Below are 13,591 nucleotides of genomic sequence, written 5' to 3'. Positions count from 1 at the left end.
GCGCCCGCCGCCCGGACGCCGGGCCGCGCAACGTCGGAGCCCTTTCCCGACACGCCGTGTCAGAGGGCGTCGGGTCGGCGCGCCTCGAAGAAGCTCCGAAGCTGCGCCTGCGCCTCGGCGGCGAGCACCCCGCCCACGACCTCTGCGCGGTAGGGCAGACGGCGGTCGCGCACCACGTCGTACATCGACCCCGCTGCACCCGCCTTGTCGTCCCACGCGCCGAACACGACCCGCGACACACGCGCTTGCAGCAGCGCCCCCGCGCACATCAGGCAGGGCTCCAGGGTGACGACGAGCGTGCACCCCTCGAGGTTCCACGACCCGATGGATGCCGCGGCCTGCCGCAGGGCGACGACCTCGGCGTGCGCCGTGGGATCCCCCGTCGCCTCGCGCAGATTGCGCCCTTCGCCGATCGGGGTGCCCGCGGCATCCACCACGACCGCACCCACGGGAACATCGCCCTCCGTGCCCGCCACCTCGGCGAGCGCAAGCGCCCGGCGCATGGCTGCGAGGTCGGCGGGGGTCGTCACGGTGACAGCGTAGGCGGTGCTCTAGCCTGTGATCATGCGCTTGCACGTCGCCGACCACCCGCTCGTCACCCACAAGCTCACGGTTCTGCGCGACCAGCGCACGCCGTCGCCGATCTTCCGCCAGCTCACCTCCGAGCTCGTGACGCTGCTCGCCTACGAGGCGACCCGCAACGTGCGGGTGAAGGACATCGAGATCTCCACGCCCGTGACCACCACGACCGGCGTCGCGATCAGCGACCCGCGGCCGCTCGTGGTGCCGATCCTGCGCGCCGGTCTCGGCATGCTCGAGGGCATGGTGACGCTGCTGCCGACCGCCGAGGTGGGATTCCTCGGAATGGTGCGCAACGAGGAGACGCTGGAGCCATCGACGTACGCCGAGCGCCTCCCCGACGATCTGAGCGACCGTCAGTGCTTCGTGCTCGACCCGATGCTCGCCACCGGCGGGTCACTGGGCGCCGCGATCGAGTTCCTCTTCACGCGGGGCGCACAGGATGTCACGGCGATCTGCCTGCTCGGCGCCCCGGAAGGCGTCGCGGCGATCGAGAAGCAGGTCGCGGGACGCGACGTGACCCTGGTGCTGGGCGCGCTCGATGAGCGGCTCAACGAGCACGGCTACATCGTGCCCGGGCTCGGAGACGCGGGCGACCGCCTCTACGGCACCGTCTGACCGCGGTCGCTCGGGCCGGCGGCGACCCCCATGTGTGGGCCCGGCACGCGCGGCCTCCGTCGCCCCGCGATGCGTCGACGGACCGCGCTCACAGCCAGTGCTTGCGCTTGAAGATGAAGTAGAGCGTCGTGGGGAATGCGAGCATCACGCCGATCGCCAGCGGGTAGCCGTACTGCCAGTGCAGCTCGGGCATGTCCTCGAAGTTCATGCCGTAGATCGTTCCGATGAGTGTCGGCGCGAAGATGATCGCCGCCCAGGATGAGATCTTCTTGATCTCGTCGTTCTGAGCCAGATTCGCCTCGGTCTGTCGCCGCGCGACGAGCGCGGAGTGCACCGTGAGCGCCTTGTCGAGCAGCGTACGGTAGCCGTCGACCTGGGCGTCGATCTTCTCGACGTGGTCGAGCACGTCGCGCAGGCTGCGGCGCAGCTCGAGGTCGACGTCGTACTTCTCGAAACCGCGCTGGAGCTTGTCGATCATGGCGGCGAGGGGGTGCACGGCCCGACCGATGCTGAGCACCTCGCCGTACAGCTCGTAGATACGTCGCGACAGGGCGTCGTCGTCGCTGTCACCGAAGAGCTGATCCTCGATCTCGTCGAGATCGTTCTCGATTCCGGCGACGACGGGCTCGTACTCGTCGACCACCCGGTCGAGGATCGCGTAGAGGATCGCCTCCGGACCCAGCGCGAGCAGGTCGGGCTGGTGCTCGAGTCGCGAGCGCACCGCCGCGAGGTTCGGTGATTCCGCGTGACGGATCGTGATGACGAAGTCGGGGCCGACGAACACGTGCACCTCGCCGAGCTCGACCTCCTCGCGCTCGTCGTCGTAACGGGCGGGTCGCAGCACGACGAACAGGACGTCGCCGTAGCGTTCGATCTTCGAGCGCTGGTGCCCGGTGAGTGCGTCCTCAACGGCGAGCGGGTGCAGGTCGAACTCGGCGGCGACCGAGGCGACCTCTTCGGCGCTCGGACGGTAGAGCCCGATCCAGGCGAGCCCTCCGCGATCGTCGTGCAGCCGGTAGGTCTCATCGAGCGTGCCGGGTGTCTCGGCGCGGCGACCGTCGACGTAGATGGCGTTGTCGACCAAGGGCATGGGCGGGCTCCTCTCTCGGGGCGGTCGCGCCGCTCCGACTCGGGACAGCGGGTGGAGCGCGGCGAAGCCGCTCGATGGTAGCCGACCGACATGACCTGTTCGGGGCATCCTGACGAGATCCTCACGGCGGCACGTCGCTCGGCGTCGCGGCACCTGCCGGTGGGCGTGCGCGAGGGGTGCCGCGACGCGGCCGGCGTCGTCGAGCGCGCCGCGGGCCTGGGGTCAGGCGACGCCGACGAGCCGAGCGAACGCGCTCAGGCGCGCGACGCCGGCCGGGGTGTACGGCAGGTCGTCGAGCAGAGCGGGCGAATAGATCACGTAGGCGGCGACCTTCGCCCGCGAGACCGCGACGTTGAGCCGGTTCTGCAGCAGCAGGAACTCGAGTCCGCGCGGCGCCGCCCGCCCGGACGACGCGGCGAGGCTCACGATCGCGACCGCCGCCTCCTGCCCCTGAAAGCGGTCCACCGTGCCCACCCGCACGTCGGCGAGACCGGCGCCGGCGAGCGCCTCCTCGACGAGCACCTGCTGCGCGTTGTACGGGGTGACCACGATCAGATCGGATGCCGCGAGCGCCCGTCCGCCCGCGGCATCGGGATCGCCCGGGTCGGTGTACGTGCGACCCACCAGGTCGCGGGCGAGTCGCACGACCTCGGCGGCCTCTTCGGGCGACTGCACGGCATTGCCCTCGTGGGCGAGGGGCAGCGGATGCAGGCCCGGCTCGATGCCGGCGAGCGAGCGGAGCCCGGCGTCGGGGGCGGAGGCGAGCGCACCGTCGTAGGACAGGGTCGAGACCGGGGCGGCGACACGCGGATGCATGCGCCAGGTGCGCGAGAGGAAGTAGCCGTGGGTCGGCGGGAGCACCGCGGCATCCGCCATCACCCACCCGAGCGCGGACGTGTCGACCGGCTCGGGATGCGTTCCCTGACTGACCTGCGGCAGCTGCTGCGGGTCGCCGAGCAGCAGCAGGCGCGGGGCGGCGAGCGAGACGGCGATGGTCGAGGCGAGGGAGAACTGCCCCGCCTCGTCGATCACGAGCAGGTCGAGCCCGCCGCGCGCAACGCGGTTGGTGTTCGCGAAGTCCCAGGCGGTGCCGCCGACGACGAACCCGCCCGGCTGGTCGGCGATGAACCCGGCCATCCCGTTCTTGCGGATCGCCGTGAACGCGTGACCGGTCGATGCCGGATCCTTCGGCGCCTTCGCCACCTGCACGGCGGGCACCCCGGCGGCGATGACCCCTTCGAGCATGTGCTCGACGACGGCATGGGACTGCGCGACCACACCGACCCGGAACCCGCGGTCGCGCACGAGGCTCGCGATCACCCGGGCACCGACGTAGGTCTTGCCGGTGCCCGGAGGACCCTGCACGGCCAGGTAGCTGCGGTCGAGGTCGGCGACGGATGCCGCGATCGTCGCCGCCAGCTCGCCCGCCGCGCGCCCGTGCGGGCTCGAGGTGAGCTGACGCCCGCGCAGACGCGGCGGACGGCGGCGCAGCAGATCGGTCGCGGGGTCGTCGGGGAACCCGGGGGCGGCGTCGAGCAGCCCCTCGGCCCATGCGTCGATCGCGGTCTGCTGCCCGGCGGCCTGCGGGGGCCGCGGCGGAGTCAGTGCGATCGGCAGCGTGTCCCACGTCTCGCCGTCGACGGCGAACTCGGCGATCACCGCGCCGTCGTCGAGCACCTCGAGCACCTGAACGGTGCGGCCGGCGTGGATCCACCGCGGCGACGGCTGGGCGATCGGGTAGGGCGCAGGCATGGGGTAGAGCGCGAACGGATCGGAGCCCTCGCTCAGCCGGGTGCCGGGCGCGACGTCGCCGTGCAGCTCGATGATGCGACGGTCGACCCGCTGCCCGTCGCCGCGGTGCCAGTCGGTCACGACCCGACTGCGGGCCGCGTCGACGACCACCACGTCACGGGTCTGCTCCCAGAGCGACACCGGCTCGCGCAGCCGCAGGAAGTGACCCGCCCAGAACGTCTTCGCCTCGCGCGGGTAGTAGTCGATGGCGGCCGCGGCGAGCGCCAGCGCACGCACGTCGGGGTCGTCGGGCGACGTGAGGGCCGTGGCATCCGTCGCCCGTCGGCTGAGGGCGACCGATGTCGGCGACGGCTCGTAGGGCGTCTCCTCGGGGGTGACATCGCGGGCGGGATAGAGCCCGGCGTCGCGCGCGCGGGCGACCAGCCAGTCGCGCAGCCGCAGAGTGGAGACGCAGTCGTCGCGGTTGTACTCGGCCAGGTCGTCGAGGATCGCCGCCGCGGCCGCGTCGTCGCCGTCGTCTGCGGCCGCCCGCGCCTCGACGTAGCGCACGATCGAGTCGTCGCCGCGCTGCACGTCGCTCGTGCGCAGGTCGTCGCCCATGTAGAGCGGCTCGAGCTTCTTGATCGAGTAGGAGCGGGACCCCACCCGCAGCGCCCGCCGCACGATCGGGTAGAGATCGACGAACACACCCTCGCGCAGCAGCCGATCGACCTCGGCCTCGCGGGTGCCGTGCCGCGCGGCCATCTGCAGCAGATGCGTCGGCTCGTACGGCGCGTAGTGGTAGATGTGCAGGCCCGAATGGGTGCGCCGGCGCAGCTCGATCAGATCGACGAACTGCTCGAGCGCGCGCTTCTCGTCGGCGAAGGTGTGCGCCCACAGGGCGCTGTACTGCTCGCGGGTGTCGACCCACCCGAACAGGTAGTCGATGCCCCACACGTTCGCGCCGCCGGTGTGCTCGGTGTAGAGCGGGTCGCCCTCGAAGTCGAAGAACAGGTCGCCGTGATCGGGCCGCGGCAGCGCACCGAGCGCGGCCGCCGACACCACCTCGTACGCAGGCGCGGGCGGGCGGGACGCGGCATCCGTCTGCTGCCGCTCGCTCGCCAGCTGCAGCCGCGCCTGCGTGCGCAGCGATTCCCACACCTCGGCGCCGAGCCCCTCAGGCGGGGCGGATGCCGCGGCCAGCGCGTCGATCGTGTCGACACCCCCCGCGCGCATCCGCTCGCGCTGCACCGGGCGCATGCCGGCGACGAGCAGCAGGTCGCGTTGGCCGACCACCTCAAGGTCGCACGTCGCGCACCGGCCGCACGCCACGACGTGCAGGGCGCCGCGGTCGTCTCCCCAGGCGATCGGCGTGCCGGACGCCCCGGCGGCGAGGTCACGGTCGGCGATCAGGGCGCGCAGGCGCTCCCGCCGCAGCGTGAACACGGGCATCAGGTCGGCGACCCGGTGCACACTCGTCGTGCCGTCGCCGAGCAGCAGCTCGACCTCGTCGGCGCGGGCGATACCCAGCCGGTCGAGCTGGTCGACGTAGGCGGCGAGCTGCATGAGCGCGGTGACACGGGCGTGGCGGGCGAGCTTGGTGTCCTGCACGATCCAGCGTCCGTCGTCGCCGCGCAGCAGGAAGTCGGCGAACCCGACGAACTCGCCGGTCGCGAACGCGGCTTGGTAGACGACGGACGCCGCCGGGTCGCCGAGCGCCCGCACGGTCGCGGTGACCGCGGCATCCATCGCCGTCGCATCGGCCGAGCGCGTCTCGGGGATCTCGACGACGGTTCCCGGATGCGTCTCGCGGTAGCGCTCGAGCACGCGCAGCTCGTGCTGCGTGCCGAGGCGGCCGGCGCGCTCGAGGGTGGGGTCGTCGGGCTCGTCGACCGCGGGCACGCGGCCGAGCTTCGCGTCGATGGCGCGCAGCCAGGCGAATTCGCACTCGGCGGCGGCCTTGAAGTCGCTCGCGCTCCACACGATGCGGGCGGGCTGTGGGCCTGCGGCCTCGATGTAGCGCATGGGACGTCCTCTCCCGCTCGACCCTAACGGCCGCCGCCGACACCGCCGCTGCGCCGCCGTGGCCGCCGTGCCCCGTCGCCGGCGCGCGGGCCGACGGCCCGCAGTGCCAGACTGGACGCGTGACCACCGCCCTGCCGTTCGCGAGCGCCTATCGCCACGGGTTCGCCCGTGTCGCCGCGGTGACCCTTCCGCTCGCGATCGCCGACCCCGCGCGCAACGCCGCGGCGACGATCGCGGAGGCCCGCCGGCTGCACGACGACGCCGTCGCCGTCGCCGTCTTCCCCGAGCTCGGTCTCAGCGGATACGCGATCGACGACCTCGTGCTGCAGGACCCGCTGCTCGACGCCGTGATCGACGCGATCGGCGCGGTGGCCGCGGCATCCGCCGATCTGCTGCCGCTGCTGTTCGTCGGCGCGCCGCTGCGGATCGGGAGCCGCCTCTACAACTGCGCGGTCGCCATCCACCGCGGGCGTGTGCTCGGCGTCGTGCCGAAGACCTCGCTGCCGACCTACCGCGAGTTCTACGAGCGGCGCTGGTACGCCTCCGGAGCCGACGCCGACACGGATGTCGCCGACCTCGGGCCGCTCGGAACGGTGCCGTTCGGCACGCAGCTGCACTTCGCGGCATCCGATGTGCCCGGCCTCGTCGTCCACGCCGAGATCTGCGAGGACCTGTGGGTGCCCGTGCCCCCGTCGTCGACCGCCGCCCTGCAGGGCGCGACCGTGCTGCTGAACCTGTCGGGCAGCCCCATCACCATCGCGCGCGCAGACGACCGCGAGCTGCTCGTGCGCTCGCAGTCGCTCCGCGGCCTGGCGGCGTACGCATATGCCGCCGCCGGCATGGGCGAATCGACCAACGACGTCGCGTGGGACGGGCAGACCCTCATCGCCGAGCTCGGCACCGTGCTGGCGCGCACCGAGCGCTTCCCCGAGGGGGCGCGCGCGAGCATCGTCGACGTCGACCTCGACCGCATCCGCCAGGACCGCCAGCGACAGGGAACGTTCGACGACAACCGCGCCGCACTCGTGCCCGGCGCCCCGGTGGTCGTGCCGTGGCGGCTCGACCCGCCCCTGAGCGATGTGGGCCTGCGACGGGATGTCGCGCGGTTCCCGTTCGTGCCCGCGGATCCGGCCCGTCTCGCGCAGGACTGCTACGAAGCCTTCCACATCCAGGTCGCCGGTCTCGAGCAGCGCCTCGCCGCCATCGGCCACCCGAAGCCGGTGATCGGTGTCTCCGGCGGCCTCGACTCGACGCATGCACTGCTCGTCGTCGCACGGGCCATGGACCGCGCCGGGCGGCCGCGCAGCGACATCCTCGCCTACACGCTGCCGGGGTTCGCGACCAGCGACCACACCCGCTCGAACGCCGTCGCGCTCGCCGAGGCGATCGGTGCGACGGTCGAGACGATCGACATCACCCCGGTCGCCCACGACCTCCTCGGCGCGATCGGGCACCCCTACGCGAGCGGCGAGCCCGTCTACGACGTGACGTTCGAGAACGTGCAGGCGGGCGCCCGCACCGACGTGCTCTTCCGCCTCGCGAACCGTCACGGCGGCATCGTCATCGGCACCTCCGACCTCTCCGAGCTCGGCCTCGGCTGGGCGACGTACGGCGTCGGCGACCAGATGAGCCACTACGCCGTCAACGCGGGCGTGCCGAAGACGCTCATCCAGCACCTCATCCGCTGGGTCATCGCCGAGGGCGAAGGGGTGGATGCCGCGACCGCCGTGGTGCTGCAGTCGGTGCTCGACACCGAGATCAGCCCCGAGCTCGTGCCGGCCGATGCCGACGGCAACGTGCAGTCCACCGAGGACACCATCGGGCCGTATTCCCTGCACGACTTCGCCCTGTTCCACGTGCTGCGCTACGGGCTGCGGCCCTCGAAGATCGCGTTCCTCGCCGAGCGCGCCTGGGCGGATGCCGCAGTCGGCTCCTGGCCCGCCGGGTTCCCCGAGGGCGAGCGGCCGAGCTACGACCGGGCCGAGATCGTCCGGTGGCTGCGCGTGTTCCTGTCGCGCTACTTCGGGTTCGCGCAGTTCAAGCGCACGGCCATCCCCAACGGCCCGAAGGTGTCGCCCGCCGGATCACTGTCGCCGCGCGGCGACTGGCGGGCGCCGAGCGACGGCAACGCCCGCGCCTGGATCGCCGAACTCGATGCCGCCCTCGACACCACCGCCCCGGGAGACAACTAACATGCGCCTGCTGGTCGCCGCCCTGAACTCCGAGCTCGTCGGGTTCCCGCTGGAGCTGCCCGGCTTCTCGCGCCTGGTCACCGGACCCGGCAAGCTCAAGGCCGCGGTCGAGTTGACCCGGGCCCTCGAGCGCGGCGAGGTCGACGAGATCGTCGTCGTCGGCACCGCGGGACAGCTCGACGCCGGCCTCGCCGCCGGTGTGCACGAGATCTCCGCCGCGCTGCAGCACGACGTGACCGACCTCGACGGCATCGTGGGGCAGCACGTCTCGCTTCCGTCGACCGTCGAGACGGGGCATCCGGGTGTCGTCATCGCCACCGGCGACCGGTTCATCGACGACGCCGACGCCGTGGTCGCGATCCGCGAGCTCGGCGCGCAGCTGGTCGACATGGAGACGTTCGCCTACATCTGGGTCGCGCACGAGTACGCGGTGCCGATCCGCGTGTTCAAGGCGATCTCCGACAGCGCGCAGGACGGCGCCACTCAGCTGTGGGACGAGACCGTCGCCCACTGCAGCGCCCAGCTCTACACCCACCTCGCCGGGCTCTACGGGGCCTGAGGGCAGGCCCGGCCGGGCCGTGTGCCGGGGCTTGCGCGGGCCGCGTACCGCCACGGGGTCGCGCGAAGCGGGCTGCGGGGTCGAGGCTCCGGTGCGGGGTCGCGCCGAGCACCGCCGCGGGGTCGCGCCAAGCAGGTGCCGAGCGCAGGAGACCTGGCGGACGCAGGAGGAATCGCGAGGATGCCGCCTGTTCTCGCGCGTTCGCCTGTGTCCACGCGGGCAGGAGCGCACGGCGGGCACCGGCACCGGGCCGTGCCGGGCAGGTACGGAAAACAGGAACACACGCGGACGCAGGACGAATCGCGAGGATGCCGCCTGTTCTCGCGCGTTCGCCTGTTTCCGCGCGATCGGCGGCAGGCCTGCACAGCCGCATGGGCGGCATCGGGCTGCGCGAGCGGCGTGGTCGGCACAGCCGCATGGCCCGCGCGCCGCGCGCCCGCGTCGGGCTGAGCGGCGCTCCGCGGACCCGGCCCCGCCGGCTGATCAGTCCGACTGCCGGATGATGCTGGGCCCCCGGCCGGTCGCCTCGACGACGAGCTGGGCGGGGATCTGCTCCTTCATCGCCTCGACGTGGCTGATGACGCCGACCGTGCGTCCGCCGCTGCGCAGCTCGTCGAGGGTGCGCATCGCGAGGTCGAGGGTCTCGGCGTCGAGCGAGCCGAACCCTTCGTCGATGAAGAGCGTGTCGAGACGGATGCCGCCGGCCCGCGCCGTCACGACCTCGGCGAGCCCGAGCGCGAGGGCGAGCGAGGCCAGAAAGGTCTCCCCACCGGACAGCGAGTGCGCGGGGCGCGCGACCGCGGTGAACGCGTCGACGATCTCGAGCCCGAGACCGCTCTGCGCCCCGCGTGAGGCACGCGCATCGGTGTGCTGCAGGCGGTACCGCCCGCTCGACATCTCGTCGAGCCGTACGTTGGCTGCAGTCACGATCTCCTCGAGCTCGGCGGCGAGTACGTAGGTCTCGAGGGGCATGCGGTAGTCGTTCGGGGCACGACCCGCGAGGGTATCGGCGAGGCGGGCGACAATCTGATGCATCCGCTCGAGCTCGGCGCGGCCCTCGTCGACGGCGGCGGCCCGGTCGCGCAGGTCACTGAGCGCGGCAGCGGCCTGATCGTGCCGGGAGAGGGCGTCGGTCGCGGACCGCACGGCGTCGCGCGCGACCCGCAGTGCCTCCTGCGCGGCCGCGACGTCGACCGGCTCCTCGGGGAGCCCGAGCGCCTCGAGTTCCGCCCGACGCGCGGTGACGGTGGCGACGGATGCCTCGTGCCCCCGCACCCGCGCATCGAGGCAGTCGCGCTGGCCCGCGTCGCGGACCGCCGCACGCACGGCGTCGGCGTCGGCGAACGGGGAGCCGCCGAGCGCGTCGGCGCAGCGCTCGGACGCCTCCCGCGCGGCCGCGTCGGACGAGGTCTGCGCGGCCACCGCTGCGACGACCGCCGCGGCGACGGCGAGCTCGGCCTCATCTGCGGCGACCCGCAGGCTGACGCTCGCGTGACGGCCGCGCGCGGCGTCGACGCGGGCGACGAGGGCGCCACGGCGGGCCGCGAGCCCCGCGAGGACGGCGTCGGCGTCGGCGAGATCCGTCGCCCGCGCGGTGCGCTCAGCCGCCAGGTCGCGTTCGGTGTCGTCGAGGCGGTCGCGTGCGGCCACACCCTCGTCACGACGGACCACTGCGGCCGTCGCCGCCGCGGCGCGGTCGGCGGCGGCGGCGAGGCGCGCACTGAGATCGTCGACCGAGCCGCCTTCGGCGCGCGCGACGGCCGCAGCGAGGGCGGCCCGGGCGTCGCTCGCCGCGGCGCTCGACCGCTGCGCAACGGCCTGCGCTGCGTCGCGCGCGGCGGCGGCGGCATCGATCTGCGACGGCGTGGCGGTCTCGGCGGGCGCGGCAGCGGGGTGGGGGTGAGAGGTCGCTCCGCACACCGCGCACGGCTCGCCGTCGACGAGTCGCTCGGCGAGCTCCCCGGCCGCCCCCGCGATGCGGGTGTCGAGCAGGTGCGACCAGTTCGCCGTCGCCGCGCTCAGCGCGCGGGCGGCCGCCGCCTCGTCCTCGTCGGCGCGCTGCGACGCCGCGGCGAACGTCACCGTCTCGCGGGCGGCATCGAGTCGCCGCTGCAGGTCGGCGACGTCGCGCTCGCGCGCATCGCGTGCGTCGGCGTCGGCCGTGGCCGCCGCGATGCCGGCGCCGAGGATCGCGCGCTCGGCCGGGATCTCACCGGCACGCACGTCGATCGCGGCGATCCGCTCGCGAGCAGCCTCGGCGCGCGCGGCGGCGGACTCGCGGGCGCCGTCGATCTCGGCGAGCTCCGTCTCGCCGGCGAGCGCATCGCGGGCGCGGGCGAGGTCGCCGGTCAGCGCCTCGACACGGGCCGGGGCGTCGGCATCGTCACGGCCCCAGGCCCCCCGCGCGCGCTCGGCGGCGGCACGGGCGAGCTCGGCCGCGCGCAGCGCGCGGGCCCGCGCCTCGACGACTTCGCGCAGCGCCTCGGCGGCGAGCGCCCGCCCCAGCTCGGTGCGCGACGCCTCGATGGCGGGCTCCGCCGCGGCGAGCTCGGCCGTTCGCCGCCGTTGCGCGGCCCGCTCGGTCTGCTGGTCGGTGATCCGGCGCGCGTCGGCGAGGGCATCGGATGCCGCGACCGCCACGGCATCCGCCGTCACCGCCGTCTGCGCGATCGCGGCACGCCGATCCGCCGCGCGGGCGAGGGCACCCTCGAGATCGGAGGCGTCGAGATCGGCTGCCTCTAGGTCGGAGTCAGCAGCGGCAGCGGCAGCGACGGGATCGCCGCCCCACCCCTCGCGCGCGATCAGCTCGGCGGCCTGCCGGCGCACGAGCGCGACGGCGTCGGCACCGCGGTCGAGCGCGTCGCGCGCCGCCTTGCGCCGCTCGTCGACGCGCCGGGTCAGGTCGTCGTAACTGCGGGAGTCGAAGAGGGTGCGCAGCAGCTCCTGCCGCTCGTCGTTGCGGGCGAGCAGGAACCGCTGGAATCGGTTCTGCGCGAGCAGGATCACCTGCAGGAACTGCGCCTGCGTGAGCCCGACCACCTCGGCGAGCATGACCCCCACGTCGCGCGGCCCTGCCGCCACGCCCCGCCATCCGGTACCGTCCCACCGGGCGAGCTCGGCCCGCGCCTTCTCGAGCGTGACGCCCTCACCGCGCTGCTTCGGCCGCTCGTAGTCGGGCGCCCGCACGATGCGCCAGCGCTCGCCCGCCGCCGAGAACTCCAGCGCGACCTCGGTGACATCGTTCGGGCCGCTGTGATCGCTGCGCAGGCGCTTGTCACCCGCCTCGTAACGAGGGACCGCACCGAACAACGCGAAGCAGACGCCGTCGAGGATGCTCGACTTGCCGGCCCCGGTGCGGCCGGTGATGAGGTACAGACCGTCGGCGTCGAACGCGTCGAAGTCGACTCGCTGGCGCTCGCGATACGGTCCGAAGCCCTCGAGCTCGAGGCTGTGGAGCTTCACCGCGCCGCCTCCGTCGCCGACCGCTCCGCCAGCGCGTCGGCGAGGACCGCTCGTTCGTCGTCGCTCAGCCCCTCCCCGACGCGCACGTGCGCGAGGAAGGAGTCGACCAGCTGCACGTCGTCACGGGCGGCACGCACGCGGGCGCCGTAGTCGGTGCGCTCGCCCGAGCGGCCGCCGGCGGGCGTGTGCGCGACGGTCGCGCACCACGGGAATCTCTCGCGCAGCCGTCGCATCGGATCGGGCTGAGGCGCGGCATCCGTGTATTCGGCGCTGACCCAGGCGTCTTCGTCGACGTCGAAGCGCGGATCGGAGAGAAGCTCGTCGAAGGTACCGCGCACGACGGCGAGGCGACGGGGCACCGGAAGATCGAGCCAGGTCACCGCGGCGAGACCCGCCGCGTCGAGGTCGACGAGCCAGGCGCCGCGCGGCTTGTCGCGCTCGCCGAAGCTGTAGTGCAGCGGGGCGCCGCTGTAGCGCACCCGCTCGCTGAGCGTCGCCCGCCCGTGGATGTGCCCCAGGGCGACGTAGTCAGGACCGTCGAAGACCGACAGCGGAACGAGGTCGATGCCGCCCTGGGTGATGTCGCGCTCGACGCCGGGAGTGGCGTCGACGCCGGCCGCGAAGCAGTGCGAGAGCAGGATGCTGCGCCCCCCGCGCTGCGCGAGATCGTCGCGCACGAGCGACATGGCGTGACCGAGCACGTCGTGCTGCGTGCGCGTCGGGATATCCGGCCACAGGTGTCGCACGAGCGAGGGCTCGAGGAACGGGATGCCGTAGACGTGGACGGGCCCCTCGGCATCGTGCACGGTGACGGGCTCGGCGAGACGCGCGGGGTCGGTGAGCACTCGCATGCCCTCGCGCAGCAGCGGCGCCTGGAACCCGAGCCGGGCGGCGGAGTCGTGGTTGCCGCTGGTCACGATCACACTCGCCCCCGCATCGCGCAGGTCGAGCAGCGTCTCGGTGAGAAGGGCGTAGGTCGCGGCGGCCGGGGTCACGGAGTCGAAGACGTCGCCGGCGACGACGACGAGGTCGACGCGATGCTCGCGCACCTGAGCGATCATCGCCCGCAGCACGGTCTCGACCGCGGCGAGAGTGCTCGTGCCGTGGAACGTACGACCGAGGTGCCAGTCGGACGTGTGCAGGATGCGCATGCCCTCCACGCTACGGCGTCGCTCCGACACCGCCGGCGATCCGCTCGCCCTGTGCCGTGCGCGAAGACGGAGACGCCCCGGGCGGTCCCACACACCGTCCGGGGCGACCTGCGACACCGTCCCGACGCCCCCAAAATGCACGCAGGGCATGATGCCTCAGGACGATCGACGACCGAGCGGCTCT

The 13,591-nt window shown here is 73.4% G+C and carries 8 protein-coding genes; 3 read left to right on the top strand and 5 right to left on the bottom strand.

The annotated features are described in order from the left end of the window. Positions 1 to 59 precede the first annotated feature (59 nt). Positions 60 to 503, bottom strand: a complete 444-nt coding sequence (gene tadA / locus BGO15_RS04950) for a tRNA adenosine(34) deaminase TadA (protein WP_056207830.1) — start codon at positions 501 to 503, stop codon at positions 60 to 62. A gap of 61 nt (positions 504 to 564) precedes the next feature. Between tadA and upp the strand changes: the two genes are divergently transcribed. Then, positions 565 to 1,197, top strand: coding sequence for a uracil phosphoribosyltransferase (gene upp / locus BGO15_RS04945; protein WP_045247839.1), 633 nt, complete (start codon positions 565 to 567; stop codon positions 1,195 to 1,197). Between the two features lie 88 nt (positions 1,198 to 1,285). Here upp and corA read toward each other — a convergent pair whose 3' ends face one another. Both corA and BGO15_RS04935 read right to left on the bottom strand, forming a co-directional pair. After that, positions 1,286 to 2,287, bottom strand: a complete 1,002-nt coding sequence (gene corA, locus BGO15_RS04940) for a magnesium/cobalt transporter CorA (protein ID WP_045247726.1) — start codon at positions 2,285 to 2,287, stop codon at positions 1,286 to 1,288. A 222-nt stretch (positions 2,288 to 2,509) separates the two neighbouring features. After that, on the bottom strand, positions 2,510 to 6,043 hold the full coding sequence (locus tag BGO15_RS04935) for a TM0106 family RecB-like putative nuclease (protein WP_056207765.1): 3,534 nt from the start codon (positions 6,041 to 6,043) through the stop codon (positions 2,510 to 2,512). A 119-nt stretch (positions 6,044 to 6,162) separates the two neighbouring features. On the opposite strand from BGO15_RS04935, the gene BGO15_RS04930 reads away from it, so the two are divergent. Continuing rightward, on the top strand, positions 6,163 to 8,235 hold the full coding sequence (locus BGO15_RS04930; protein WP_056207768.1) for an NAD(+) synthase: 2,073 nt from the start codon (positions 6,163 to 6,165) through the stop codon (positions 8,233 to 8,235). Between the two features lies 1 nt (position 8,236). Next, positions 8,237 to 8,794 carry a phosphorylase family protein gene (locus BGO15_RS04925; protein ID WP_045247723.1) on the top strand — a complete coding sequence of 186 codons (558 nt, stop codon included), beginning with the start codon at positions 8,237 to 8,239 and terminating at the stop codon, positions 8,792 to 8,794. A 483-nt stretch (positions 8,795 to 9,277) separates the two neighbouring features. Here BGO15_RS04925 and BGO15_RS04920 read toward each other — a convergent pair whose 3' ends face one another. Further along, a complete protein-coding gene (locus BGO15_RS04920) occupies positions 9,278 to 12,256 on the bottom strand; it encodes an AAA family ATPase (RefSeq protein ID WP_056208159.1) in 2,979 nt (992 codons plus the stop codon). Beyond that, positions 12,253 to 13,407 (bottom strand): exonuclease SbcCD subunit D, encoded by a 1,155-nt coding sequence (locus BGO15_RS04915; protein WP_273189409.1) that lies wholly within the window; start codon positions 13,405 to 13,407, stop codon positions 12,253 to 12,255. The genes BGO15_RS04920 and BGO15_RS04915 overlap by 4 nt, the downstream gene beginning before the upstream one ends. Positions 13,408 to 13,591 lie beyond the last annotated feature (184 nt).

The organism is Microbacterium sp. 71-23 (genome assembly GCF_001897265.1).
GTDB lineage: Bacteria > Actinomycetota > Actinomycetes > Actinomycetales > Microbacteriaceae > Microbacterium > Microbacterium ginsengisoli.
The sequence above is the reverse complement of the archived record's forward strand: the minus strand, read 5'-3'. Positions and strand labels throughout refer to the sequence as shown.

Bases quoted from the DNA above. Each gene is read 5' to 3' on its own strand.
- tadA (WP_056207830.1), bottom strand. From the start codon at position 503: ATGCGCCGGGCGCTTGCGCTCGCCGAGGTGGCGGGCACGGAGGGCGAT.
- upp (WP_045247839.1), top strand. From the start codon at position 565: ATGCGCTTGCACGTCGCCGACCACCCGCTCGTCACCCACAAGCTCACG.
- corA (WP_045247726.1), bottom strand. From the start codon at position 2,287: ATGCCCTTGGTCGACAACGCCATCTACGTCGACGGTCGCCGCGCCGAG.
- BGO15_RS04935 (WP_056207765.1), bottom strand. From the start codon at position 6,043: ATGCGCTACATCGAGGCCGCAGGCCCACAGCCCGCCCGCATCGTGTGG.
- BGO15_RS04925 (WP_045247723.1), top strand. From the start codon at position 8,237: ATGCGCCTGCTGGTCGCCGCCCTGAACTCCGAGCTCGTCGGGTTCCCG.
- BGO15_RS04915 (WP_273189409.1), bottom strand. From the start codon at position 13,407: ATGCGCATCCTGCACACGTCCGACTGGCACCTCGGTCGTACGTTCCAC.